This window comes from Streptomyces sp. 1114.5 (genome assembly GCF_003635085.1).
Classification (GTDB): domain Bacteria; phylum Actinomycetota; class Actinomycetes; order Streptomycetales; family Streptomycetaceae; genus Kitasatospora.
In genome coordinates this window covers 513,801-536,481 of record NZ_RBXE01000003.1, presented here as the reverse complement: position 1 = coordinate 536,481, position 22,681 = coordinate 513,801, and the positions used below count along the sequence as shown (strand labels likewise).

Here is a 22,681-nt window from a genome sequence, read left to right as displayed (position 1 = left end):
GTCAGCCGACGGCGGCGGCCGGTGCGGCCGGCGTGCCCGGCTCGTGCGGGCTGAAGGTGCGCCGGTAGGCGGCCGGGGAGACCCCGAAGGCCGTCCGCATGTGCGCGCGCAGCGAGTTCCCGGAGCCGAAGCCGGCCCGGTGGGCGACCAGGTCGATCGACAGGTCGGTGGTCTCCAGCAACTGCTTGGCCATTTCCAGGCGTTGGGCGGTGAGCCACTGCACCGGCGTCATGCCGACCTCGTCGCGGAAGCGCCGGGTGAAGGAGCGCAGGCTCATCCGGGCGTGCTCGGCGAGCCGGGCGAGGGACAGCGGTTCGCCGAGGTGTTCCAGCGCCCAGGCGCGGGTGGCCGTGGTGGTGGCGACGGTGGGCTCGGGGACCGGGCGGTCGATGTACTGGGCCTGCCCGCCGTCCCGCCAGGGCGGCACCACGCACATCCGGGCGGCCCGGTTGGCGACCGCGGCTCCGTGGTCGCGCCGGATCACGTGCAGGCACAGGTCGACGCCGGCGGCCACACCGGCGGAGGTCAGCACGTCGCCGTCGTCGACGAACAGGACCTCCTCGTCGACCCTGACCTTCGGGTACGCCCGGCGGAACTCCGGGGCCAGGTTCCAGTGCGTGGTGGCGGGCCGGCCGTCGAGCAGCCCGGCCGCGGCGAGCACGTAGGAGCCGGAGCAGATGGACACCAGCCGGGTGCCGGGCCGGATGCCGGCGATGGCCGCGCCGACCTCGGGCGGCAGCGGGCCGCCGTGGCCCAGCTCGGGCATGGCGTGGGTGGGCGGGACGATCACGGTGTCCGCCCCGGCCAGCGCCTCCGGCCCGGCGGCCGGCTGCACGGTGAAGCCGGCGTCGCTGAGGACCGGGGCGCCGTCGGCGGTGCAGACCACGACGTCGTAGAGCGGGCGGCCGTCGGCGTCCTGCGCGCTGCCGAAGACCCGGGAGGGGATCCCGAGCTCGAAGGGCGGGACGCCGGGCAGGGCGAGCACGGCGATCCGGTGACGCCGTGACCGCCCTGTCGTCCGCGCCGCATCCGTACACACGCCTGTCCTGCTGACCATGGCCAGATCCTGTCACATAGTGGCCGGACGGCCAACGCCGCCGAGGCCCGCGATGCCGGATCGTGGACTGCGCCGCCGGGGATCCGGCGACGCACGGAGAGCTACGGAACGCAACGAAGGACGAGGCAGGACGGCATGCGAGCAGTGGTCGTGGAGCGGTGGGGCGGACCCGAGAACCTGGTCGAGCGCGAGGTCGAGCGCCCCGAGCCGGGGATGAACGAGGTCCTGGTGCGGGTGCACGCGGCCGGCGTGAACCCGGTGGACTGGAAGACCCGGGCCGGCGGCGCCCTGATCGAGTGGGGCGAGGTCCCGGCGGTCGGCTGGGACGTGTCCGGCACGGTCGAGGCCGTCGGACCGGGCGTGGGCCTGTTCCGCCCCGGCGACGAGGTCTTCGGGATGCCGCTGTTCCCGCGCCAGGCCGGCGCGTACGCCGAGTACGTGGTGGCGCCGACCCGCCACCTCGCTCCCAAGCCGGCCGGCCTGACCCACGTGCAGGCCGCGGCGCTGCCGCTGGCCGCGCTGACCGCCTGGCAGGCGCTGGTGGACACGGCGGACGTGCGCCCCGGCGAGCGGGTACTCGTGCACGCGGCCGCCGGCGGGGTCGGCCACCTCGCGGTGCAGATCGCCAAGGCCCGCGGCGCCTACGTGATCGGCACCGCGAGCGCCGGCAAGCACGGGCTGCTGCGGGAGCTGGGCGCGGACGAGGTGGTCGACTACCGGGCCGTGCGCTTCGAGGACGCCGTGTCCGATGTCGACGTCGTGCTGGACGGGCTCGGCGGCGAGACGGCGGAGCGCTCGCTGAAGGTGCTGCGGCCCGGCGGCCGGCTGATCACCCTGCCCGGGCCGGACGACGTGCCCGCCGCCCCGGACGGGGTGCGCGCCCTGTGGGTGCTGGTCGAACCGGACCACCAGGGCCTGCGCGAGATCACCGCCCTGGTCGAGCGGGGCGCGCTGCGGCCCGTGGTGGAGATGGTCCTGCCGCTGTCGCGGGCCGCGCAGGCGCACGAGCTCGGCGAGCAGGGTCGTACCACCGGCAAGATCGTCCTGACCGTCAACTGACGGTCCACTGGCCGCAACTATGCGGAGGCGGCCAGTTGCTGTGCGGAGGCGGGCAGTTGCCGGGCGAGCAGGGCCCCGAGGCGGTCCGGCTCGGCGGTGCCGCGCTTGGGCAGGATGGTCAGGCAGGACGCGTTCTTGTCACCGCTGAGCAGCACGAACAGCTGCGGGGTCTCCACGTACCGGGGCGCCGCCTGCCAGCTGAGGGTGCTGGTGGCGTGCCGGTTGGTGACGGTGACCCCGGCGCGGTCGACCACGGCGCCGAACTCGCCCTTCTCGGCGCTCAGCCGCTGGAACTGGCGCGCCTGCAGCCGGGGCAGGCCGAACATCGCGAGGACGCAGGCGATACCCATGACGACCAGCGGCGTGTCCACGCTCCCGTCGCCCGCGAGGCCGAAGGCAGCGCTGGCCAGGCAGCAGGCCAGGACGACGTACAGCAGCACCCGCCCGCGCCGCCCCGCCGGGGTGGCGCGGGTGCGCGCGGCCAGCGCCTCGCGGAAGTCCTCGACCGTGAGCGTGTACGCGAGTTCCACGCGCTCGTCCGGCCCGCCCTGCTCGTCCGGCCCGCCCTGCTCGTCCATCGTCAACCCCGTGTCCCCCGTGATCCGCTTCTCGGCCCGCGGATCCTAGCAGGGCCCCGCCCGTGCATTGCCGGGTGATCGTCACGGACGGAGAATGGAATGACCGAACGTGTTCCTCGGCCTCAGGAAGGGAGCTTCCGATGGCATGGCGTATCGAGGGGACGTATTTCGAGAACTGCAATTGCGACATGGTGTGCCCCTGCTCCACCTCCGGCCTCACGGCACCGGCGGATTACGACCGTTGCCGGGTCGTCCTGGCCTTCCACGTCGACTCCGGCCGGGTCGACGACGTCGACGTCAGCGGACTGACGGTCGCAGTCGTGGGCGATGCCCCGCCGCTCATGAGCGAAGGCAACTGGCGGATGGGCGTGATCATGGACGAGGCCGCCTCGCCGGAGCAGGCCGAAGCCCTGGGGGCCGTCTTCTCCGGTCAGCGCGGCGGCCCCATGGAGGCCCTCGGACCGCTGGTCGGCGAGATGCTCGGACTGGAGACCGCCCGGATCGACTACGCCGACGACGGCCGCAACCACCGCGTGACGATCGGTGACGCGATCGACATCGAAGTCGAGGACTTCGTCTCCCCGCTCGACGCGACCGGAAAGGGCGTCAGGGTCAGCGGGGTCGGATTCCCTGCGGACACCCTCGCGGCCGGAGTCGCGACGAGGTCGCGGGTCAACGCCTTCGGCCTTGAGTTCGGAAACGAAGGGAAGAACGCCTTCTCGGCGCCGTTCTCCTGGGCGGCCTGAATGTCGCCGATGTCGCCACCGCTTGCCCGACGGACCCGACGGGCCGTCCTGCCGGCGAGCTCCGCAGCACTCCTGGCTGCGGCAGTGCTGGCCTGGGTGCTGACGGTCCGCAGCTCCTCCGGCATGGCGCCCGGGCCGGGCACGATGGGGCGCGACCTGTGGGGCTTCCTGGTCCTGTGGGGGCTGATGATGGCCGCGATGATGCTCCCCTCCGTCACGCCCGTCGTCTCGCTGTACCTGCGGACCCTGCGCGCCCACGCGACGGGTTGGACCCGGGCAGGGCGCAGCACCGGTCTGGTCGTCGGCTACCTCTTCGCCTGGGAGGCCTTCGGGCTGGGCGCGTACGGCGCGGCCTGGGCGGGCGGCGAACTCGCCGCCAGGGCGCCCGGCGCCGCGCCCTGGATCGGCGCCCTCCTGCTGGCGGGGGCCGGCCTGTACCAGCTGACCCCGCTCAAGGACCGCTGTCTGAGCCACTGCCGCTCCCCCGTCGGCTTCCTCCTGCACTTCGGCGGCTACACCGGACGGCTGCGTGACCTGCGCGTCGGCCTCTACCACGGCGGTTACTGCGTCGGCTGCTGCTGGGGCCTGATGGTCGTCCTGATCGTGGTCGGCGTGATGAACCTCGCCTGGATGGCCGGTCTGGCCGTGGCCGTGTTCCTGGAGAAGACCTGGCGCCACGGCAAGGCGTTCAGCCTCGTCCTGGGCGTCGCCCTGATCGGCTACGCCTGCTTCGTGCCCTGGAACCCGGGCCTGCTGCCAGGGCTGTCCATGCCGCCGGCCATGCCGATGTGAGCTGCACCCGCACCCCGGGAACACGACTCGGTGGCGTTCGGCGCAGCGATCGGGAAGACTCGCGCGCATGGTCTCGGTAGTGCAGAACGTCGCGGTCGACTGTGCGGACGCCTATGAACTGGCCCTGTTCTGGAGCAAAGTGACGGGCCGGCCGCTGGATCCGGAGGACGGGCCGGGCTCGCGGGAGACGGCGGTCCAGCTGACGGAGGGCCTGGTGCTGTACTTCAACCAGGTGCCCGAGCCCAAGACCGTCAAGAACCGGGTCCACCTGTGCCTGCGCCCCGAGACCTCGCGCGACCAGGAGGTGGAGCGGCTGCTGGCCCTCGGCGCCACCTGGGTCGGCGACCACCGCAACCCCGACGGCTCGGGCTGGGCGGTGCTCGCCGACCCCGAGGGCAACGAGTTCTGCGTCCTGCGCAGCGACTCCGACCGCACCGCCGACGCCGAGTCCGACCGCGCCGCCGCGAACGCCTGACCCGGGCCGCCGTCAGCCCAGGGCGGCTGCCTTGCGCAGCAACACCGACCGTTCGCCGGTGTTGCGGCACAGGCGGGCGGCGAGCTCCAGTTCCGCCTTGGCCTCGGCGGTGCGGCCCAGGCGGGTGAGCAGTTCGCCGCGCACGGTCGGGAGCAGGTGCGAACCCGACAGGCGGCCGGAGACCACCAGGTCGTCCACCATGTCCAGCGCCTCCTGCGGCCCGCCGGCCATCGCGACGGCCACCGCCCGGTTGAGGTCGACCACGGGTGACGGCGCCACCCGGCCCAGCGCCTCGTAGAGGAGCACGATGCGCTCCCAGTCCGTCTCCTCCACCGAGGGCGCCGTCGCGTGGCAGGCGGCTATCGCGGCCTGAAGACCGTACGGTCCCAGACCCCGGCCGAGGCCCCGCCCGAGGGTGGAGGCCCGGCCGAGGGCGGCGAGGCCGCGGCGGATCGCGGAGCGGTCCCACCGGCGGCGGTCCTGGTCCTCCAGGAGGACCGTCTCGCCGTCGGGCCCGGTGCGGGCCGGGAAGCGTGCGGCGGTGAGCTCGAACAGCGCGAGCTGGCCGTGCACCTCCGGCTCGGCGGGCAGCAGGGCGGCCAGCGTCCGGGCCAGCCGTACGGCCTCGTAGGCGAGGTCGGGGCGCAGCAGGTCGTCGCCGGCCGTCGCCGTCGAGCCCTCGGTGAAGATCACGTACAGGACGCTCAGCACGGCGCCGAGCCGCCCGCGCCGCTCCTGCTGCGGCGGCAGCTCGAAGGGCACGCGGGCGGCGGCGATCGTCTTCTTCGCCCGGGTGATCCGGGCCTGGACGGTCGCCGTGGGCACCAGGAAGGCGCGGGCGATCTCCTCGCTGGACAGTCCGCCCACCACGCGCAGGGTCAGCGCCACCCGCGCCTCGGGCGAGAGGACGGGGTGGCAGGCGGTGAACATCAGCGCGAGCACGTCGTCGTCCACCCGGTCGGCGTCCCAGGGCAGGTCGTCCGGCCGCTCGGAGGCGGCGGTCCCGCCCGCGCCCGCGCTGAACTCGCCCTCGGCGAGCGGGCCCGCGAGCGCCGCGTACCGCTCGTCCAGCGCGGACCGGCGGCGGAAGGCGTCGATGGCCCGCCGCCGGGCGGTGGACAGCAGCCAGCCCACCGGGCTGGCCGGCTCCCCGTCCCGCGACCAGGCGACGAGCGCCTCCGCCAGCGCCTCCTGCGCGACGTCCTCGGCGAGCGCGAAGTCCCCGGTGTAGCGGGCCAGCGCGCCGACGATCCGCGGGGACTCGATCCGCCAGACGGCCTCGACGGCCCGCCGCGCCGCCTCGGCGACCGGCGGGCCGTCGGTGGCGGGCGGCCCGTCGGTGGCCGGCGGGCCGTCCGCGGGGTGTGTCACAGCTGGCCGGTCCGCTCGCGCCACGCCCGCTCCTTGACGATCCACTCGTTGTCCTGCGGGAACTCCTCGATGCTGGGCACCCGGCGCACCTCGCACTTCGAGCCGGGGACGGCCGGGAGCCGCTTGGCCCACGCCACCGCCTCCTCCTTGGAGGCGACGTCGATGAGGTAGAAGCCGCCGAAGAGCTCCTTCGTCTCACCGTACGGGCCGTCGGTGACCACGGGGGTCTCCCCGCTGAAGTCGACCACCACGCCCTGGGACGGGTCGTCCAGTCCCTCGGCGGCGACGAGCACGCCGGCCCGGATCAGCTCCTCGTTGAAGCGGCCGACCATTTCGAGCATCTCCTCGAAGGGCGTCCCCATCATCTTCTCGACGGACTCGTCGGTGCCCCGCATGATCAGCATGTACTTCGCCATGGTCGTTCTCCTTGTCCAGGTCGTTCGGGTTGTTCGGGTGGTTCGGAGGGCCGTTCCTCGACCCTCTCAGTCCCAGGTCGAACGGCGCAGCCCCGGATCGACAGGGTGGGCGACATCGGACCGGAATTTTTTTTCGGCCCCGTCAGGGCCGGGCCGGCGCCGGATCCTGGACGCGCCCCTGCAGCTGCCGGGACAGCTCCGCGACACAGGCCGCGAGCTGCCCGGTGGACAGCTGCCCCGGATCGCCGCCGCAGCCGCCCGCCGGTACGACCGGCGGCGCACCGGACGGCGTGGGCGCACCCGGCGCAGGTGTACCGGGCGCAGGCGTACCGGGCGCCGGGGCCGGCTGACCGCCGCCCGGCGGGGTGATGGGGCCGTTCAGCGACACCAGGTTGGGCGTCACCGTGGCATCGCCGGACAGGTCGATGTAGTCCTGGGTCTGCCCGTTGAAGTCCACGAACCCGCGCCACATGTCCCGGCCGAACGGAACGATCTCCTGCAGCGCGCCGCCCTGGCCGGCACTGATGGTGATCGAGGTCTGCTGGGCCATGTACGACACCATCCGGCTGGCCAGCACGTCCAGGTTCACCGACGGGGCGTCGTCGCCGCGCACGTACACGTGCAGGTCGTTGAGGCCGCCGCCGGCCCGGTCGGCCTGCAGGACGGCGAACGCCACCACCAGCTGCGAGGAGCTCTCCCGGGGCACCAGCGGGGTCACGTAGTAGAGGTGGCCGTCCGCCTTCGAGCGCAGCAGGAACTCCCCCGGGTTGACGGCGTTGGTCGCCGCCGAGGTGTGCGCGTAGCCGAAGCCGCGGTCGTCCTTCGCGCCGCGCCCGCCGAGCCACTGCACCTCGTGGATCTGCGCCCGCACCACCGAGGCGGGGTACACCGCCCCGGGCAGGTCGCCCGGCGCCACGCTCGCCCGGTACGTCGTGTCGGGGCGGCCGTCCGGGGAGCCGCGCAGGACCAGCACCCCGGCCGGCTCCAGCACGGTGCGCTGGCGCCAGCCGGCCTGCCGCGCCACCGAGACCACCACCACCGGCCGGGCGGTGCGCGGGTCGGGGCCGTCGCAGTAGCCCCAGATGTCCTGGTCGCTGTAGACCAGGTCCGGGAAGCGCTCGGCGAGCAGGTTGCGCAGGCTGACGGCTCCCGTGCCGGCGAAGGCGCGGCCGAACGCGTGGTCGCCGCGGAACGCGCAGGTGGCCACGGAGTTGGAGCGGCCGTCCCAGACGGCGACGCCCTCCATCGGCTGCTCGCCGGAGCCGTCCAGGACGGCCGTCCACACCCCGCCGCCCTGCGAGGCGTCGGGCAGGTAGTGCAGGCTGTGGCCCATCAGGTGGACCCCGGAGGTCAGGCCGGCGCTGTCGGTGAGCGCCTTGGTCGCCGCCGCGTAGGAGGCGGTGCGCGCCTCGAAGTCGAAGTCCGGCATCGGCGCGGTCTTCACGCAGGCCGGTACGTCCGCGGTGCCCACCAGGTCGCAGCGGCCGCCGTCGCCCGCGCGGGTGTGCTCGGTCACCGGCAGCACCGAACGCGGCGTGCCCGCGCCGCCGGCCGGGACGTCGAGCACCGTCGCCGCCGCGTAGAAGCGGCCCGCGTCCTTGTCGTCGTCCCACAGCCCGGTGCCCACCCGCACGAGCGAGCCGGCCACCGCCAGCAGCACCGCCGCCAGCGTCAGCCGCGCCCGCCACCCGCGGAAGCCCGCCCCGGACTCCTGCGCGACGTACACGACCACGCCCACCGTGCCGCACAGCCCCACCGCGACCCAGACCCAGAACAGCGGCGTCGCGTCCAGGATCCCGCCGTGCGGGAAGAACTCCTGCCGCAGCAGCAGCACGTAGCTCTGGTCCTGCTGCCCGAACCCGCCGAACGCGAAGTGCTTGACCGCCCACACCAGCAGCGCGACCAGCGGCATCCACAGCCACCAGACCGCCAGCGCCACGACCCCGCCCCGCACCGCGACCCGCTCACGCTCCGTCATATGCCCCCCTCTCCTCGCCCGATTCCCCTGTCAGCGCCGTTGCATCGCCCGGTCCTCCGCCGCACGGCGCTGCCGGTTGGCCCGGTCCTTCGCCGCGTCCTTGCGCGCCTGCGCCGCACTGGGCGGCTCCACGACGAAGTTGCAGTTGCCGCACACGTAGCCGCCCTCCGGCCCGTAGTTGATCTCCGCCCCGCACTGCGCGCAGTTCATCCCCGACACGCCGACCTCCCGCGTGGTGACCTCCCGCGAGGCGACGTTCGCCGGCGGCGGCACCACGTACCAGCACGACCCGCAGACGTACCCTCCCTGCGGCCCGTGGCTGACGGGCTGCCTGCACTTGCCGCAACGGGGAGAGTTCATGCCTACCTCAGCCTCACGGGGACGGAACGACGGGGACGACAGGGACGACGGAAGCGGCCTGCGGACCCGACGGCACCGCGCGGCCGATGACGGCGCCGCACTGCCCGCAGGCCAGCTGCCTACCCTGATCCTGCATGAGCGACCCGCAGTTCGGACACTGCACGGGGTTCCCCCTCGACGTCGGACGGCACGGCAGCGAGCTCCGCGGCCACCAGCATCCCAGCAGCGGGCCCGCCGAGTCCCGGATTTTCCAAGGGCGTTCGGCCACCGGGCCGCCGTCGGGGTCGAGGGCCCTCACTGGCGGCGCAGGTCGAGGATGAGGTCGCGGGGCAGGCCGTGGGTGTCGTGGAGGTAGTGGAGGTCGTCCTCGGTCAGCGGGCCGTGGAAGCGGGGGCGGGTCAGGATCCGGCGGCCGCGTTCGAGGAGGCGGTCGAAGCGGTGTTCCTCGTCGAGCAGGATCCGCCGTACGGTGTCCGGGTCGCCGGCCTGGCGGAAGCGGTCGAGGGTGTGCTCGATCAGTTCGCGCGGCAGGTCGCCGAGGCCGACTCGCGGGTCGTCGCGGCGCAGGACGGTGAGCACCCGTCGGACGAGTCGGCGCAGGACGTAGCCGCGGCCGGTGTTGGACGGGCGTACGCCGTCGCCGATGACCACGACGGCCGAGCGCAGGTGGTCGCAGACCACGCGCAGGGACGGGTCGTCCAGGTGCCACAGGATCGGCACGATCCGGCGCCACGGGTCGAAGACGTCGCACTCGAACACCGAGCGCCGGCCCTGCAGGAGCGAGGCGAGGCGTTCCAGGCCGAGTCCGGTGTCGACGTTGCGCTGGGGCAGGGGGACGAGTGAGCCGTCGTCCAGTCGCCGGTGGCGCATCATCACGTGGTTCCACACCTCCACCCAGCGGTCGTCACCGGTGGGCGTGGACTCGGGCGGGGTGTCGCCGGTCCACAGGAAGATCTCGGAGTCGGGGCCGCACGGGCCGGTGGGGCCGTTGGACCACCAGTTGTCCTCGACGGTGAGCTCGACCGGCACGCCGCGGTCCTGCCACAGCTCCAGGGAGGCGGTGTCGGGACCGGTCCGGTCGTCGCCGCCGAAGACGGTGACGTGGAGCAGCCGGGGGTCGATGCCGAAGCCGTCGGTGAGCAGTCCGTAGCCCCAGTCGAGGCTCTGCGGGCCCTCGTAGTCGCCGAGCGACCAGGTGCCGAGCATCTCGAAGACCGTCAGGTGGGTGGTGTCGCCGACCTCGTCCAGGTCGGTGGTGCGCAGGCAGCGCTGTACGTTGACGAGGCGCTTGCCGAGCGGGTGCGGACGTCCTTCGAGGTACGGGGTGAGCGGGTGCATGCCGGAGGTGGTGAACAGCACCGGGTCTCCGGGCGGCGGCAGGAGGGTCGAGCCGGTGATCCGGTGGTGGCCGCGGTCCTCGAAGTACTCGATGAACGTGCGGACGATCCGGTCGGTGGTCAGGTCGGTGTTCACGGGGGTGCTCACGGGGTGCTCCTTCGCGTGGGGCGGGGAGGCACCGGACGACTGGTCCGCCGGATCGTCAGGGACGGGCGCAGGAGCGCCGTGGGATCACCCGGCAGACCGTGTCCGGTCGCCGGGGAGGGGAGTACGTCAGGCGGCGGCAACCGGCGAGCTGGTCGCTCGCGCGGCTGCGGTGGTGCTTCGGCCCATGACGTTCATGCCGGCGAGGGTAGCTCACCCGGTACGGCCGGTGCACCCGGTTTTTCTGCCCGCCGTCACCCGTCAACGCCGTCCGTCCCGGTACGGCCGACCGCCGCACCCGCCCCGCGCAGCCCCGGGGCCAGCAGCAGGGTGGCGGCCAGGGAGGCGCCGGCGGTCGCCGCCATACCGGTGGCGGGGGAGGTCAGTTCGGCGACCGCGCCGGCCGCCGCCGCGCCGATCCCCTGCATGGCGAGCATCCCGCAACTGTGCAGGCCGAGCGCCTGCCCGCTCAGGCCGTCGGGTGTGAGGGCGATCAGCCGGTCCTGCAGCAGCAGTCCGGACGCGTACCCGAAGGTGGCGAGCGCGACCAGTGCCAGGGCGAGCGGCAGTGCCGGGCGGAACGCGAAGAGCAGGTAGGGGGCGGCGAGCAGGACGCACAGCGGGACGGCCGGCCGGTGCCGCCGGTGGGCGGGCAGGAAGCGGCCCGCGACGACGTCGCCGGCCAGCATGCCGAGCGCCCCGGCGGCGAACAGCAGGCCCGCGTCGCCGGGCGCGTACGGGACGTAGAGCGATTCGACGCCGACGATCAGGCCGTTCGGCACCCACAGGGCGAGGTAGACGTACCGGCGCGGTGCGCTGGACCAGAGCCGGGCGTTGGTGCGCCAGGTCTCGGCGACCGACGCCCGTCCGGCGCCGCGGGGCGGACGGGCGGAGAGCCCGTACCGCGCCACCAGGGCGGCCAGCAGGTGCAGGCCGGCGGCGAGCAGCAGCGTGCCGCGCGCCGAGAGCGCCGCCACCAGCGCCCCGCCGGCCGCGAAACCGCAGATCTGGAGGACGCCGACCGACACGTTGAGGACGGAGCGCCCGAGCAGGTAACCGCCGCCTGCCAGCACCTCGTTGAGCAGCCCGTACCGCACCCCGCCGCCGACCGACCCGGCGAGGCCGAGGCCCAGCAGCACCGCGAACAGCACCCCCAGGGGCAGCCCGGGAACCGCCTGCAGGGCGGTGCCCGCGCCGAACAGCAGGGCGAGGCCCGTCATGGCGGCCCGCGGGGGCAGCCGGTCGGCCGCGGACAGCACGGTGACGGCGCCGAGCAGCTGCGCCAGCGCGGGGCCGAACATGGCGAGGGAGGACAGCAGTGCCGAGTCCGTCCGCTCGAACACGAGGATCCCGAGGGCGAGCCCGCCCACCGTCTGGGCCGCGTTCTGCCCGGCCGAGGCGAGGAACAGCGGGGTGAACTCCCGGGTGTGGAACAGCTCCTGATACGTCCGCATGCGGCAGACCCTCCCCGGAGCGGGCGGCGGACCGTTAGAGTTTCGCGGGGAGGCGAAACCAATCAGCTGGTGGCGGATCGACGCGGACACCCTCGCGGGGAGCCGGTTCGTGGTCTCCCCGCTGGCCGAGGCGCTGGCCGCCCTGAAGACGCTGCACCGCGCCGGCGCGGCCCACCCCGGCGAACACCGGTGGCTCGCCGCCCACCTCGCCGACTACCGCGACCGCCTGGCCGGCGACCCGGTCACGGCGGCGCTGGTCGGGGCCGCGCTGAGGCCCCGCTGGAACGCGACCTTCCTCACGCCGGCTCCGGCTCCGGCTCCGGCGGCTGCGACGGGAGTCGGCGATGACGATCCCGTGTTCGGCGATCGTACGTTCGCGCAGGAGTTGGCACAGGTCCGGGCCACCCCGCCCGCCGTCGTCCGGGCCGACCTCGCGCAGGCCCTGGACGGCCCGCTGCCGCCGCTGCTGCACCGCGACGACCTGGCCGATCGCGCTGCGGACCTGCTGCAGTGGGTGTGGACGCGGACCGTCCGGCCCTCCTGGCCGCGCCGGCGGCGGATCATCGAGGCCGACATCGTCGCCCGGACGGCCCGGCTCGGCCGGCACGGCTGGGCCGCCACGCTGGACGGGATGCGCCCCGGGATGCGCTGGCTGGGGCAGGACCGCCTGCAGATCACCGGCTGCGACAGCCCGCCGCTGGAACTCTCCGACGCCCAGCTGCTGTTCGTCCCGGTGACCCCGGCCCAGAGCTGGCTCTGCTGGGACGTTCCGGCGTTCGACGGCCCGCACCCGGGCCCCGCCCGGAGCACCAGGCGGTACGCGGTCGTCTACCCGTGCGCGGGAGTCCTGGCGGACGGCGAACGCCGCCCGGGGCCGTCGCCGCTGGGCGCGCTGCTCGGCTCCGCCCGCGCCGAACTGCTCACCCTGCTCGCCGCGCCGAAGAGCACCACCCAGCTGGTCGCCCTCACCGGCCGACCCCTGGGCGCGGTCGGGCGGCACCTGCGGATCCTGCACGAAGCCGGTCTGGCCCAGCGCCGGCGCGCGGGCCGCTCCGTCCTCTACTACCGCACCGCCGCCGGACAGGTCCTGGTGGACGCACAGCCGGCCGGCCCCGACGGGCGCTGACCCGAGGATCCGCACCCGGGCCGCGTGGCCGACCCGCCGGCTCCCTGCCGCCTGACGGACCGTCAATCGTCGGTCAGCTCCACGATCACCAGCGTGCCACGGCTTCCGGGGCGGACCGCGTGCACGGTTCCCGCCGCCACCAGGTACAGCTCGCCCGCCCGCACCGTCACCGGCGTGCCGTCGACCTCCAGTTCCAGCCGGCCGTCGAGCACGAGCAGTGCCTCGTCGGCGCGGTGGCTCTCCTCCTCCACCGGCAGTTCGTCCATGCGCAGCACCTTCACGCAGGCCGTCCCCACCCGGCCCAGCCGACGAGAGCTCCACGCCTGCGGCAGACCAGCCGCCGTCGCCACCAGATCGACCACACTCACGGCACACCCCTCCCCCACGGACCCGATCGGTCCTGCCGACCGGGCCCGCGCATCACGATCACTGGATGCCTCGGAAGCTACCCGACCGGGAGCACGAGGTGGTCGACCGTTTGGCAAAGCTTGCCATCGGCAGGTCCCCTGACCACCCCGCGCCCGCCACGTTTATTCGGCCACAGGGCCATATCTTCGACAAGCAAGTCAAGACTTATCTTCCGGGGAATTCGACCGTATGGTATCGGTCGAATCGAAGGAGCCCCTGTTGTCGAAAACGAATGATTCCGCCGTGCGCGCAGTTGACTCGGAGCGGGATTATGTGTCCTCCCTTTATGAGGTGCTCACCGAGCGGCTTTCCGAGGCGCGGGCACACCGGGCGAGTTTGTTGAAGGCCCCGGCGGACAGCGCCGGAGAGGCACACGAGCGGGAAATCGCCGCCGACCGGCTGGCCAAGGAAATCGGCCGGCTGGAGGGCGCGGAAAAGGGGCTGGTATTCGGGCGCATCGACTGGACGGACGGCACGGCCCTGCGCATCGGGCGGATCGGGCTGCACACGGAGGAGGATGACCTGCCGCTGCTCGTGGACTGGCGCGCGAACGCGGCGCGGCCCTTCTACGAGGCGACGCCCGTCCACCCGATGGGCCTGCGGCGGCGCCGGCACCTGCGCCTGGAGGAGCGCACGGTCGTCTCGGTGAGCGACGAACTGCTGGACGGGACCGCCCCGACCGACGAGGACGTCGTGGGGGACGGCCCGTTGGCCGAGGCCCTGTCGGCCCGGCGCACGGGCAGGATGCACGCGGCCGTCGCGACGCTGCAGGCCGAACAGGACGAGATCGTCCGCTCCGCCCACCGCGGGGTGACCGTGGTGCAGGGCGGGCCCGGCACCGGAAAGACGGTGGTCGCCCTGCACCGGGCGGCCTACGTCCTGTACGCGTTCCCGCGCGCCGCGGAGGAGGGCGTCCTGGTGGTGGGCCCGAACGCCCGGTTCCTCGACTACATCTCGCAGGTCCTTCCCTCCCTCGGGGAGAACGACGTCGTGCTGGCGACCTGCCGGGAACTGGCCGGAGTGTCCACGGACACGCTGGAAGCGCCGGACACGGTGGCCCCGTTCGACACGGCGCGGCTCAAGGGCAGCTCCGCCCTCGCCGACGCCCTGGCCGGCCTGCTGCGCGTCCACCAGGCCCCCGTCGGCGACTTCACCGTGCGGGTCGGACGGGACCTGGTCCACCTGTCCGGCGAGGAGGTCGCCACCGCACGCGACGCCGCCGTGGCAGCCGTACCGGGGCACAACCCCGCGCGCCAGGTGTTCCGGGAGCTCCTGGTCGATGCCGTCGCCGACGCGATGCAACGGGACGTGGGCGACGTCCTGGAGCAGATCGACGCCGACACCGCCAGGATGACGGGCCTGGACCTCGACCGGTTCACGGGAGCCGCCCAGCGCCGTACCGAGGGCGCGGCCGACCCCGGTCCGGCCCACGAGCTGGACCTGGACGCCGTCCGGTCCGAGCTCCTGGACGACGCCGGCGTCGACCGGGCCGTCGAGGTGCTGTGGCCGCGGCTGGCACCCGGTGACCTCGTGAACGCGCTCCTGACGGACGCCGATGCGCTCGCCGAGCACCTGCCCGGCCTGACCGCGCAGGAGCGCTCCCTGCTGCTGCGCGGTCCGGACGACCCGTGGACCGATGCCGACGTGCCGTTGCTGGACGAGGCGGCGAGCCTGGTCGACGGCCCGCCGGAGCGGACGTACGGGCACGTCGTCGTCGACGAGGCCCAGGAACTGACCGCCATGCAGTGGCGGATGATCGTCCGCCGCTGCCCGGCGCGGGCGATGACGCTGGTGGGCGACTTCGCCCAGGCGGGTCCGGTGGCGACCGCACGCGACTGGAAGGAGGCGCTGGGCCCCCACGTCGGACCGCGGTTCCACCTGCACGACCTGACGGTCAGCTACCGCACCACGCAGGAGATCCTGGAGAACGTCCGGGGCCTGCTCGCGCGGATCGCTCCGGACCAGAAGCCCACCCGGTCACTGCGCAGCGGCGAGAGCCCGCGCACCGTGACCCCGCCTCCGGAGGGGCTGGTCGCCGCCGTCGTCGAGGAACTCCGCGCCCAGCGCAGCGCGCACCCGGGCGAGCTCCTGGGAGTGGTCTGCGCGGACGGCAGGGTGGGCGAGCTGACGGCCCGGGGCATCGCCGAGCACGCGCGCATCGTGCCGGCGTCGGAAGCCCGCGGCCTGGAGTTCGACGGGGTCGTCGTCCTGAACCCCGAGGAGATCATCAGGGCCCGCCCCGGCGGGGAGAGGGACCTGTACGTGGCCCTGACCAGGGCCACCAAGCGCCTGTGCACGATCACCGCCCGGCCGGCCTGACGACGGACCGGCATTCGACGCCGGTCCGACGCCTGTCCGACGTCAGGCCGGCGTCAGGCCGGCGTCAGGCCGGCGTCAGGCCTGACGGGCCCCGGCGATCCGGGCCTCCGCGACCCCGGCGGGGACGGTGCCGAGCCACCAGGCGGGGTCGGCGGTGCCGTCGGTGGTGCGGCCGTCGCGGTGCACGTAGTGGCGCACGTCGCGGCCGGGCTCGCGGAACGCGCCGCTCAGGGCGCGCTCGATCCACTCGGCACCGAAGCGGAACACCTCGGCGGCGGCCCCGCCCAGCGGGTGGAACTCGTTCTCGTAGACGCGGATCTCCTTGGGCGCGCGGATCAGCTCGTAGTTGGCCAGGGCCTGCTCCAGCTGCGTGAGTTCGTCGAACTCGCCGATGCCGTAGAGAACCGGGCAGGTGATCTCCCGGACGAGGTCGCCGAGCGGCATGTGGTCGGCCAGCTCGCGGTCGAAGGCGTCCTCGTCGGTGTAGCCGGCCATGAACATGTAGTTGTTCTTGAAGGTCGGCTGGGCCCGTTCGAAGATCGTCCGGAAGTCGCCGGTGACCGCCTCGAAGGCGGCCAGCGCGGCGAGCCGGCGGTCGGTGGCCGCGGCGCGCGAGCCCCAGTAGCCGCTCATCGAGATGCCGAACATGCCGATCCGGGCCGGGTCGACCTCCGGCAGCGAGGCCAGGTGGTCGATGTAACGGCCGATCGCCCGCTCGTAGTTGGTGAGGTCGACGGTGAGCCCGCCGGCCCGGCTCTCGCCCTGGCCGGGGCCCTCGATGGAGAGGGCGACGATCCCGCGCGAGGTGTAGTAGCGCTCGGCCGCCCAGATGTAGTCCTCCTTGATCATGTCCATCCCCGGTCCGAGGATCACCGCGGGGGCGTTCCGCACCTCGCCGGCCGGCAGGTGCAGCAGGCCGAAGATCCGGTGGCCCTCGAAGTCCAGGACGACCCGGCGGACCCGGTTGTCGCGCAGCGCGCCCAGGCGCTCCACGCAGTGGTCGGCGTGCTCGCGGAAGGCGCGCTTGCGCGGGTCGGCGGCGTCGAAGACGGAGTACTGGGCGCGGCCCCACATCACCGCGGCGCGCAGGTACAGGTCGGCGGCGGTCTGGGCGAAGCCGCCCCGCTCGTGGTGGGCGGCGCGCTCCTCGGCCTGCCCGGCCACGGTGGCCCAGGCCTTGGGGAGCATCGCGCCGCTCCTCACCAGCTCGAAGACCTTGTCGAAGTCGGTGTGGTCGTGGCCGAGTTGCTCCAGGGTGCCCTTGGCCTGGGGGTGCAGGGCGTCGAAGCCGCCCTGGGCGAGGGCGATGTCCAGGGCCCAGCTCTGGCCGGTCGAACGAACGGTCATGACGGAAGTCCTCTCTCGATGGGTGCTCGGCCGCACGGCGTCCGCCACGCAATTGCCTAAGTACTTATTCATTAAGTACTTAGGCTAAGCTGCTGTCAACCCACCGCCGATCCGCCCACCCCACGGAGACCGCCCCGTGCCCGAGCCGCAGCCCGCCCGCACCCGCGACCACGCCCTCGACGACCTCACCCGCGCCGCCTACAGCCTCAGCGCCGCCGACTCCCGCCTGCGCGGCCGCGCCACCCGCACCCCCGGCGCACTCTCCCTCACCCACGCGCGCGCACTGCGCGTCCTGGTCGAGACGGGCCCGCTGTCGATCGGCCAACTGGCCGCCGCCACCGAGACCACCGGCGCCGCCACCACCCAACTGGTCAACGGCCTCGTCGCCGCCGGCTACGTCACCCGCGAACGCCCCACGGGCGACAAGCGGTCGGTCCTGGTCACCCTCACCGACGCGGGCCGGCGCCGCCACCACGAACGCCACGCCGTCCTGACCCAGGCCCTCGACGCCGCCCTCGCCCACCACGACGCCGCCCGCCTGGACATCGCGACCGACGTACTCCGGCAACTGGCCGCCGTCTACGACCAGCTGTGACCGCGCCCCGCCGGGCCCACGCTCACGCCCCGACGCCCTCGGTCAGGGCCGGGCGACCCCCGGTGGGTCACCGTCCCGCTCGGCCCTCCAGGTTGTGGGTCATCCGCTCCAGGACGGTGACGGCAGTCCGGTACTCCTCGGGCGAGATGCCCGCCGTCGACAGCTCGCGGAAGGTGCCGACCCCTTCGGCGACTTCGGCGAGACGGGCGTGGCCGACGCCGGTCAGGGCGAGGCGGCCCGGCTCCGGGCGGGCGACCCAGCCGTCGGCGACGACCGTCCCGATGGCGTCGGCCAGGGCAGCGCCATCGGCGTTGGCGGCCAGGACCGTCAACACCTCGGTGTGGACCCGTCGGTGGCCAGCCGCACGGTCTCCGACTGCATCTCGGCCGGCTACCTGATCCGCGCGGCCTCCCAGCAGGACGGCCGCCGCACGGTCCTGCACCTCAGCCCCGAGGGCCGCGAACTGATGGCCCGCTTCCGCCGCCACCAGCGCTCGGCCTTCGAGTTCGTCACCGCCGACTGGACCGAGCGCGAACGACTGGACTTCGCCCGCCTCCTGCTCAAGTACGTCGACGCCCAGGATGCCCTCCGCCACCGGCGAGCGGACCGGGCCGCCCCGCACTGAGCCGTCCGGCGGCCTTCCCGGAGGACGGGTTGGTTGCTGCGTGTCGGCGAAGCATCCCCGGGATCCCACAACGGGCGCGCTTCGGCATTACGTTGGGGCCATGACGGAATCCCTCCCACCCGGCGGTGTGGTGTTCGACGAGGACGAACTGGACGCCCGGTGGGCGCAGGCCTGGCGGCCTGAGCAGGTGGCCGAGCGGCTGGTCGGGGTCGGGGTGACCTGGTGCGTCGCAGGGGGATGGGCGCTGGACCTGTTCCGGGGGAGGCAGTCGCGGCCGCACGAGGACCTGGAGATCGCGGTGCCGGCGGCGCGGTTCCCGGAGGTCCGGGAGCACTTCCCCGAGTACGTCTTCGACGCGGTGGGCTGGGGGCAGGTCTGGCCCGCGGCGGAAGCCGAGGCGCTGGCGGCCGTGCACCAGACCTGGGCTCGTGATCCGGCGAGCGACCGGTTCCTGTTCGACGTCTTCCGTGAGCCGCACGAGGGCGGGACGTGGATCTGCCGGCGGGACGAGCGCGTGCGGCTGCCGTACGAGGAGATCATCGAGCACACCGCGGACGGAATCCCGTACCTGCGACCGGAGTTGGTGCTGTTGTTCAAGGCGAAGGCGACCCGGCCCAAGGACGTGGCGGACTTCGAAGGTGTGCTGCCGCTGCTGAACCGGGCCCGGCGGGACGCCCTCGGCGGGTGGCTGGAGCTCGTGCACCCCGGCCATCCCTGGCTGGCGGCGCTGGCAGCAGCGGAGGCGGCGGAGGCGGACTGAGCTCGGGGAACGGCTCCTGGGGAACGGCTGCTGACGCACTGCCGACGCGCGGCTTCACCCAGGGCAGAACGCCGATGCCTTCCCCCAACGCCCTGAATCCCTAGGCTGAAGGGGTGAGCACTCAAGCGCCGAACGAAGCCCGCGTCATTCCCCTGCGCCCGCAGGCCTCGCCGCCCGCGTCCGGCGGCCCTGCTTCCGGCGTCCCTGCTTCCGGTGGCCCGGCATCCGGCGGCCCGGCCCGGCCACCGCTGCGACCGGCGGGCGCCCCGCCGGCACCGGCGCCCGAGCCGGCCAGGGAGCCGCTGTGGCGCGACCTCGTCGGCGGGGTGCTGCGGCGCGAACGGCTCGCGCAGGAACGGACGTTGAAGGACGTCGCGGAGGCGGCGCGGATCTCGATGCCGTACCTGTCGGAGCTGGAGCGCGGGCGCAAGGAGGCCTCCTCCGAGGTGCTCGCGGCCGCCGCCCGGGCCCTCGGGCTCGGCCTCGGGGACCTACTCTCGCTCGCCCAGGACGACCTGGCCCGACACACCGCCCGCAGGCGGGTCGCTCGTGCGAGCAGCGTGAGCACCGCCGTCCGGGGCCGGCCGTCCTCCACGGCGCAGAACGACGGCCTCTGCCTCGTCGCCTGAGCGAACGAGCGAACCGAGCGGGCCGATGGTCGGAACGGCCGTGGTGCACCGCCGTGCCCACAGCCGTTCCGACCGCCCGGCGAGCGGCGGTTACCCGAACGGGAGCCGGCGGCTCAGCACCTCGTCGGCGAGCCCGTAGGCGACGGCCTCCTCGGCGGTGAACACCTTGTCCCGGTCCATGTCCGCGCGCAGCGTCGCCGTGTCGTGGCCGGTGTGCCGGGCCAGCACGTCCTCCACCTGCGAGCGGATGCGGACCATCTCCTTGGCGGCGAGGCTGAGATCGGAGACCGTCCCCTGCCGGCCGCCGCTGGCGGGCTGGCCGAGCAGCACCCGGGCGTGCTGGAGGACGAAGCGCCGCCCGGGGTCTCCCCCGGCCAGCAGCACGGCCGCCGTGGACGCCGCCTGGCCGACGCAGAACGTGGAGATCGGCGCCTGCACGAAGGTCATCGTGTCGTAGATCGCCATCAGTGAAGTGAACGATCCGCCGGGCGAGTTGAGGTAGATCGCGATCTCCTGCTCCGGGCTCGCCGACTCCAGGTGCAGGAGTTGCGCGATGACCACGTTGGCGACCCCGTCGTCGATCTCGGTGCCGAGGAAGATGATCCGCTCGTTCAGCAGCCGGCTGAAGACGTCGAAGGAGCGCTCGCCCTGCGCGGTCCGCTCCACGACGTAGGGAATCGGGTACGACGCCATGTCAGAGCCCCATCCGTCGGTGCGAGGCGGCCGGGCGGATGTCGGTGAGCGACTCCACGACGCGGTCCACGATGCCGTACTCCCTGGCCTGTTCGGCCGTGAACCAGCGGTCCCGGTCGCCGTCGCGCGCGATGGTCTCCTCGCTCTGCCCGGTGTGCTCGGCGGTGATCCGCTCGATGGACTTCTTGGTGAACTGCAGGTTCTCCGCCTGGATCTCGATGTCCGCGGCGGAGCCGCCGATGCCCGCCGAGGGCTGGTGCATCATGATCCGCGCGTTCGGCAGCGCGAACCGCTTGCCGGGCGCCCCGACCGTGAGCAGGAACTGGCCCATGCTGGCGGCGAAGCCCATCGCCAGGGTCGAGACGTCGTTCGGGATGAGCCGCATGGTGTCGTAGATGGCGAGGCCCGCGGTGACCGACCCGCCGGGGCTGTTGATGTACAGGCTGATGTCGCTGCGCGGGTCCTCCACGGACAGCAGCAGCAGCTGCGCGCACACGCGGTTGGCCGACACGTCGTCGACCTGCGTGCCGAGCAGGACGATCCGCCGGGCGAGCAGCTGCGCGGCGAGGTGGTCGTCGAAGCGGCTGGGCGCCGTGTCGCCCTCCTCCGCGCGGGGCGCGAGCGTGGTGAACGGAGTCATCGGGTCTCCTTGTCGAGGCCGGGAGGCGGGTGTGCCCTCGCCCTCCACTCTCGACCCGGCGGGGCCCGCCGATGCGGTATCTCTGCCCGCCGCAGATTCGCCACGGGCAGAGCCCGGACGGGGCTACCCCCGGGCGCGTCCGGCCGCGTCGGCCCGCGTTCGGGCGGGGGCTGTGCGTACGGTCGGCGCCATCGCCACCCGAACAGCGGTCGGCGGAACCACCCCTCCGTCGAAGGAGACCGGCAGCCGTGCAACGCAAGTGGTGGACGCTCCTCGCCGTCTCGGTCGCGACGTTCATGCTGCTGCTCGACATCACGGTGGTCAACGTCGCCCTGCCCTCCATCCGCAAGGACCTGGGGGCGAGCTTCACCGACCTGCAGTGGGTGTTCGACGCCTACGCCCTCTCGCTCGCCACCCTGGTGCTGACGGCCGGTTCGCTGGCCGACCGGCTCGGGAGGCGCCGGACCTTCGCCGCCGGGCTGGTGATCTTCTCCGGTGCCTCGCTGCTCTGCGCGCTGGCGCCGAACCCGGTGTTCCTCAACGTGTCCCGCGCGGTGCAGGGCGTCGGCGGCGCGGTGATGTTCGCCGTCTCGCTGGCCCTGGTCGCCCAGGAGTTCCCGCCCGGCCGCGAGCGCGGCACGGCGATGGGCGTCTACGGGGCGACGATCGGGGTGGCCGTCGCGGTCGGGCCGCTGGTGGGCGGGGCGCTGACCAGTTCGCTCGGCTGGGAGTGGATCTTCTACCTCAACGTGCCGATCGGCGCCGCGGCCCTGGCCGTCACCCTCCTCAAGCTGGCGGAGAGCCGCGACCCGAACGCCACCCGGATCGACTGGGCCGGGGTCGCAGCCTTCAGCAGCGGCCTCTTCCTGCTCGTCCTCGCGCTGGTGCGGGGCAACACCGAGGGCTGGGGCAGCGCGCTGATCGTGGGTCTGTTCGTCGCCGCGGGCGCCCTGCTCGTCGTCTTCGTGCTGGTCGAACGGCGCGTCCCCGAGCCGATGCTGCCGCTCGGGCTGTTCCGCCGGCACGCCTTCACCGGGGTGCAGCTGGCCGCGTTCGCCGTCTCCAGCTCGCTGTTCGCCCTCTTCCTCTACCTGACGCTGTACCTGCAGAACTACCTCGGGCTGTCCCCGTTCGCGGCCGGCGTGCGCTACCTGCCGATCACCGTGCTCAGCTTCGTCGTGGCGCCGGTGGCCGGGGCGCTGCTCTCCCGGGTGCCGGCCCGGCTGATGCTCTGCGTCGGCCTGGTCGCGGTCGGCGCGGGCCTGCTGTTGATGGGCGACATCCAGCCCGAGGACACCTGGACCGGGCTGCTGGCCGGCTTCCTGGTCGGCGGCGCGGGCGTCGGCCTGATCAACCCGGTGATCGCCGACGTCGCGGTGAGCGTGGTGCCCAAGGAGAAGAGCGGCATGGCGGCCGGCATCAACGACACCTTCCGGCAGGTCGGCATCGCGGTGGGCATCGCCGTCTGGGGCGCGATCTTCGTCGGCCGGGGCTCCCACAAGGTGCGCGAACTGGCCGCCGGCACCCCGATCGCGGAGGGCCCCCACCCGCGCGAACTGATCGAGGCCGCCTCCTCCGGCAGCCTCCCGCAGGCCCTGCAGGCACTCCCCGCACCGGCCCGCGAGGCAGCCGAGGCTGCAGCCCGGGCGGGCTTCCTCGACGGGCTCAACATCGTGCTGCTGCTCGGCGGGTTGGTCAGCCTGGTCGGCGCGGGCCTCGCGCTCTGGCTGGTCCGGGAGGACCAGATCGACCGCCGCGAGGCGTAGCACTC

The 22,681-nt window shown here is 73.6% G+C and carries 24 protein-coding genes; 11 read left to right on the top strand and 13 right to left on the bottom strand.

Annotation, left to right across the window (positions count from 1 at the left end):
• Position 1: 1 nt before the first annotated feature.
• Positions 2 to 1,057: a GlxA family transcriptional regulator gene (locus BX285_RS33905; protein WP_121179401.1), complete on the bottom strand. Its 1,056-nt coding sequence runs from the start codon at positions 1,055 to 1,057 to the stop codon at positions 2 to 4.
• A gap of 135 nt (positions 1,058 to 1,192) precedes the next feature.
• On the opposite strand from BX285_RS33905, the gene BX285_RS33900 reads away from it, so the two are divergent.
• Entirely contained in the window at positions 1,193 to 2,116 is a 924-nt protein-coding gene (locus BX285_RS33900) for an NADP-dependent oxidoreductase (RefSeq protein WP_121179400.1), read from the top strand.
• A gap of 17 nt (positions 2,117 to 2,133) precedes the next feature.
• On the opposite strand, the gene BX285_RS33895 is transcribed toward BX285_RS33900, so the two are convergent.
• Entirely contained in the window at positions 2,134 to 2,694 is a 561-nt protein-coding gene (locus BX285_RS33895; protein ID WP_121179399.1) for a YcxB family protein, read from the bottom strand.
• A gap of 140 nt (positions 2,695 to 2,834) precedes the next feature.
• Here BX285_RS33895 and BX285_RS33890 point away from each other — a divergent pair, with 140 nt between their 5' ends.
• The 3 genes from BX285_RS33890 to BX285_RS33880 all read left to right on the top strand — a co-directional run bounded on the left by BX285_RS33890 (position 2,835) and on the right by BX285_RS33880 (position 4,707).
• Positions 2,835 to 3,440 carry a DUF1326 domain-containing protein gene (locus BX285_RS33890; protein WP_097241075.1) on the top strand — a complete coding sequence of 202 codons (606 nt, stop codon included), beginning with the start codon at positions 2,835 to 2,837 and terminating at the stop codon, positions 3,438 to 3,440.
• Positions 3,441 to 3,449: 9 nt separating this feature from the next.
• Entirely contained in the window at positions 3,450 to 4,232 is a 783-nt protein-coding gene (locus BX285_RS33885) for a DUF2182 domain-containing protein (protein ID WP_121179398.1), read from the top strand.
• 67 nt (positions 4,233 to 4,299) lie between these two features.
• The gene (locus BX285_RS33880; protein WP_121179397.1) at positions 4,300 to 4,707 is read left to right on the top strand and encodes a VOC family protein; all 408 of its coding nucleotides are present in this window, start codon (positions 4,300 to 4,302) and stop codon (positions 4,705 to 4,707) included.
• Positions 4,708 to 4,719: 12 nt separating this feature from the next.
• Here BX285_RS33880 and BX285_RS33875 read toward each other — a convergent pair whose 3' ends face one another.
• The 6 genes from BX285_RS33875 to BX285_RS33850 form a co-directional block, all read right to left on the bottom strand.
• Positions 4,720 to 6,102: an RNA polymerase sigma factor gene (locus BX285_RS33875; RefSeq protein WP_183107327.1), complete on the bottom strand. Its 1,383-nt coding sequence runs from the start codon at positions 6,100 to 6,102 to the stop codon at positions 4,720 to 4,722.
• Positions 6,075 to 6,494 carry a YciI family protein gene (locus BX285_RS33870; protein WP_097241079.1) on the bottom strand — a complete coding sequence of 140 codons (420 nt, stop codon included), beginning with the start codon at positions 6,492 to 6,494 and terminating at the stop codon, positions 6,075 to 6,077. Before BX285_RS33870 ends, BX285_RS33875 begins: the two co-directional genes overlap by 28 nt.
• 142 nt (positions 6,495 to 6,636) lie before the next feature.
• Positions 6,637 to 8,472: a hypothetical protein gene (locus tag BX285_RS33865; protein ID WP_121179395.1), complete on the bottom strand. Its 1,836-nt coding sequence runs from the start codon at positions 8,470 to 8,472 to the stop codon at positions 6,637 to 6,639.
• Positions 8,473 to 8,502: 30 nt separating this feature from the next.
• Entirely contained in the window at positions 8,503 to 8,832 is a 330-nt protein-coding gene (locus BX285_RS33860) for a hypothetical protein (protein ID WP_143685930.1), read from the bottom strand.
• Between the two features lie 294 nt (positions 8,833 to 9,126).
• Positions 9,127 to 10,293: an alanine--tRNA ligase-related protein gene (locus BX285_RS33855; protein ID WP_097241185.1), complete on the bottom strand. Its 1,167-nt coding sequence runs from the start codon at positions 10,291 to 10,293 to the stop codon at positions 9,127 to 9,129.
• A 275-nt stretch (positions 10,294 to 10,568) separates the two neighbouring features.
• Positions 10,569 to 11,768 carry an MFS transporter gene (locus BX285_RS33850; protein ID WP_121179394.1) on the bottom strand — a complete coding sequence of 400 codons (1,200 nt, stop codon included), beginning with the start codon at positions 11,766 to 11,768 and terminating at the stop codon, positions 10,569 to 10,571.
• 61 nt (positions 11,769 to 11,829) lie between these two features.
• Here BX285_RS33850 and BX285_RS33845 point away from each other — a divergent pair, with 61 nt between their 5' ends.
• Positions 11,830 to 12,894 (top strand): winged helix-turn-helix domain-containing protein, encoded by a 1,065-nt coding sequence (locus tag BX285_RS33845; RefSeq protein ID WP_121179578.1) that lies wholly within the window; start codon positions 11,830 to 11,832, stop codon positions 12,892 to 12,894.
• 62 nt (positions 12,895 to 12,956) lie between these two features.
• On the opposite strand, the gene BX285_RS33840 is transcribed toward BX285_RS33845, so the two are convergent.
• Positions 12,957 to 13,262: a cupin domain-containing protein gene (locus BX285_RS33840; RefSeq protein WP_121179393.1), complete on the bottom strand. Its 306-nt coding sequence runs from the start codon at positions 13,260 to 13,262 to the stop codon at positions 12,957 to 12,959.
• Positions 13,263 to 13,575: 313 nt separating this feature from the next.
• Between BX285_RS33840 and BX285_RS33835 the strand changes: the two genes are divergently transcribed.
• Positions 13,576 to 15,621, top strand: a complete 2,046-nt coding sequence (locus BX285_RS33835) for an AAA family ATPase (RefSeq protein ID WP_259470982.1) — start codon at positions 13,576 to 13,578, stop codon at positions 15,619 to 15,621.
• A gap of 75 nt (positions 15,622 to 15,696) precedes the next feature.
• Here BX285_RS33835 and BX285_RS33830 read toward each other — a convergent pair whose 3' ends face one another.
• Complete coding sequence (locus tag BX285_RS33830; protein ID WP_121179391.1) at positions 15,697 to 16,968, bottom strand: alpha/beta hydrolase; 1,272 nt, start codon at positions 16,966 to 16,968, stop codon at positions 15,697 to 15,699.
• Positions 16,969 to 17,104: 136 nt separating this feature from the next.
• On the opposite strand from BX285_RS33830, the gene BX285_RS33825 reads away from it, so the two are divergent.
• Positions 17,105 to 17,563 (top strand): MarR family winged helix-turn-helix transcriptional regulator, encoded by a 459-nt coding sequence (locus tag BX285_RS33825; RefSeq protein ID WP_121179390.1) that lies wholly within the window; start codon positions 17,105 to 17,107, stop codon positions 17,561 to 17,563.
• A gap of 67 nt (positions 17,564 to 17,630) precedes the next feature.
• On the opposite strand, the gene BX285_RS33820 is transcribed toward BX285_RS33825, so the two are convergent.
• On the bottom strand, positions 17,631 to 17,894 hold the full coding sequence (locus tag BX285_RS33820) for a hypothetical protein (RefSeq protein WP_183107358.1): 264 nt from the start codon (positions 17,892 to 17,894) through the stop codon (positions 17,631 to 17,633).
• 21 nt (positions 17,895 to 17,915) lie between these two features.
• Between BX285_RS33820 and BX285_RS33815 the strand changes: the two genes are divergently transcribed.
• From BX285_RS33815 to BX285_RS39390, 3 genes are all read left to right on the top strand, one after another.
• Entirely contained in the window at positions 17,916 to 18,188 is a 273-nt protein-coding gene (locus BX285_RS33815; RefSeq protein WP_259470953.1) for a MarR family winged helix-turn-helix transcriptional regulator, read from the top strand.
• 100 nt (positions 18,189 to 18,288) lie between these two features.
• Entirely contained in the window at positions 18,289 to 18,948 is a 660-nt protein-coding gene (locus tag BX285_RS33810) for a nucleotidyltransferase domain-containing protein (protein ID WP_121179389.1), read from the top strand.
• Positions 18,949 to 19,061: 113 nt separating this feature from the next.
• Positions 19,062 to 19,577: a RodZ family helix-turn-helix domain-containing protein gene (locus tag BX285_RS39390; protein ID WP_121179388.1), complete on the top strand. Its 516-nt coding sequence runs from the start codon at positions 19,062 to 19,064 to the stop codon at positions 19,575 to 19,577.
• A gap of 90 nt (positions 19,578 to 19,667) precedes the next feature.
• Here BX285_RS39390 and BX285_RS33800 read toward each other — a convergent pair whose 3' ends face one another.
• Both BX285_RS33800 and BX285_RS33795 read right to left on the bottom strand, forming a co-directional pair.
• A complete protein-coding gene (locus BX285_RS33800) occupies positions 19,668 to 20,270 on the bottom strand; it encodes a ClpP family protease (protein WP_121179387.1) in 603 nt (200 codons plus the stop codon).
• A 1-nt stretch (position 20,271) separates the two neighbouring features.
• The gene (locus tag BX285_RS33795; protein ID WP_097241090.1) at positions 20,272 to 20,910 is read right to left on the bottom strand and encodes an ATP-dependent Clp protease proteolytic subunit; all 639 of its coding nucleotides are present in this window, start codon (positions 20,908 to 20,910) and stop codon (positions 20,272 to 20,274) included.
• Positions 20,911 to 21,158: 248 nt separating this feature from the next.
• Here BX285_RS33795 and BX285_RS33790 point away from each other — a divergent pair, with 248 nt between their 5' ends.
• A complete protein-coding gene (locus BX285_RS33790; RefSeq protein WP_220784016.1) occupies positions 21,159 to 22,676 on the top strand; it encodes an MFS transporter in 1,518 nt (505 codons plus the stop codon).
• The last annotated feature ends 5 nt before the right edge of the window (positions 22,677 to 22,681 follow it).

Excerpts from the sequence above, each read along its gene's own strand:
- BX285_RS33905 (WP_121179401.1), bottom strand. The coding sequence starts at position 1,057 with ATGGTCAGCAGGACAGGCGTGTGTACGGATGCGGCGCGGACGACAGGG.
- BX285_RS33900 (WP_121179400.1), top strand. The coding sequence starts at position 1,193 with ATGCGAGCAGTGGTCGTGGAGCGGTGGGGCGGACCCGAGAACCTGGTC.
- BX285_RS33895 (WP_121179399.1), bottom strand. The coding sequence starts at position 2,694 with ATGGACGAGCAGGGCGGGCCGGACGAGCAGGGCGGGCCGGACGAGCGC.
- BX285_RS33890 (WP_097241075.1), top strand. The coding sequence starts at position 2,835 with ATGGCATGGCGTATCGAGGGGACGTATTTCGAGAACTGCAATTGCGAC.
- BX285_RS33885 (WP_121179398.1), top strand. The coding sequence starts at position 3,450 with ATGTCGCCACCGCTTGCCCGACGGACCCGACGGGCCGTCCTGCCGGCG.
- BX285_RS33880 (WP_121179397.1), top strand. The coding sequence starts at position 4,300 with ATGGTCTCGGTAGTGCAGAACGTCGCGGTCGACTGTGCGGACGCCTAT.
- BX285_RS33870 (WP_097241079.1), bottom strand. The coding sequence starts at position 6,494 with ATGGCGAAGTACATGCTGATCATGCGGGGCACCGACGAGTCCGTCGAG.
- BX285_RS33865 (WP_121179395.1), bottom strand. The coding sequence starts at position 8,472 with ATGACGGAGCGTGAGCGGGTCGCGGTGCGGGGCGGGGTCGTGGCGCTG.
- BX285_RS33860 (WP_143685930.1), bottom strand. The coding sequence starts at position 8,832 with ATGAACTCTCCCCGTTGCGGCAAGTGCAGGCAGCCCGTCAGCCACGGG.
- BX285_RS33850 (WP_121179394.1), bottom strand. The coding sequence starts at position 11,768 with ATGCGGACGTATCAGGAGCTGTTCCACACCCGGGAGTTCACCCCGCTG.
- BX285_RS33830 (WP_121179391.1), bottom strand. The coding sequence starts at position 16,968 with ATGACCGTTCGTTCGACCGGCCAGAGCTGGGCCCTGGACATCGCCCTC.
- BX285_RS33810 (WP_121179389.1), top strand. The coding sequence starts at position 18,289 with ATGACGGAATCCCTCCCACCCGGCGGTGTGGTGTTCGACGAGGACGAA.
- BX285_RS33800 (WP_121179387.1), bottom strand. The coding sequence starts at position 20,270 with ATGGCGTCGTACCCGATTCCCTACGTCGTGGAGCGGACCGCGCAGGGC.
- BX285_RS33795 (WP_097241090.1), bottom strand. The coding sequence starts at position 20,910 with ATGACTCCGTTCACCACGCTCGCGCCCCGCGCGGAGGAGGGCGACACG.